Below are 275 nucleotides of genomic sequence, written 5' to 3'. Positions count from 1 at the left end.
CCGATCAATCCCCGCCGCCGGCTCCCCCGAGTCGGCGGCTTTCGTTCGCAAACCCCACAGGAGGACATCATGTCCGCACAACACATCTACGTGTCTGCTCCACTCGGCTCGATCGTTCGCTATTCAGACGGCACACCGAGGCCACCCGCACGGTTCAAGCGCAAGCTTGCCGCATGGGAAAACAACAACAGCGGCGGGAGACTGGTCAAGAAAACTCCGTCTCGCGATATGCCGAGCTGTTTTCTACTCGCCGGCATCACGCTGCATCAGGGCGA

Annotated in this window: 1 pseudogene; it reads left to right on the top strand. The window is 60.7% G+C overall.

The window, feature by feature from the left end:
- Nucleotides 1-69: 69 nt before the first annotated feature.
- Nucleotides 70-275, top strand: a pseudogene (locus RMT89_RS42850) (hypothetical protein); the annotation flags it as partial.

The sequence above is a fragment of the Streptomyces sp. P17 genome (assembly GCF_032436805.1).
GTDB lineage: Bacteria > Actinomycetota > Actinomycetes > Streptomycetales > Streptomycetaceae > Streptomyces.
The sequence above is the reverse complement of the archived record's forward strand: the minus strand, read 5'-3'. Positions and strand labels throughout refer to the sequence as shown.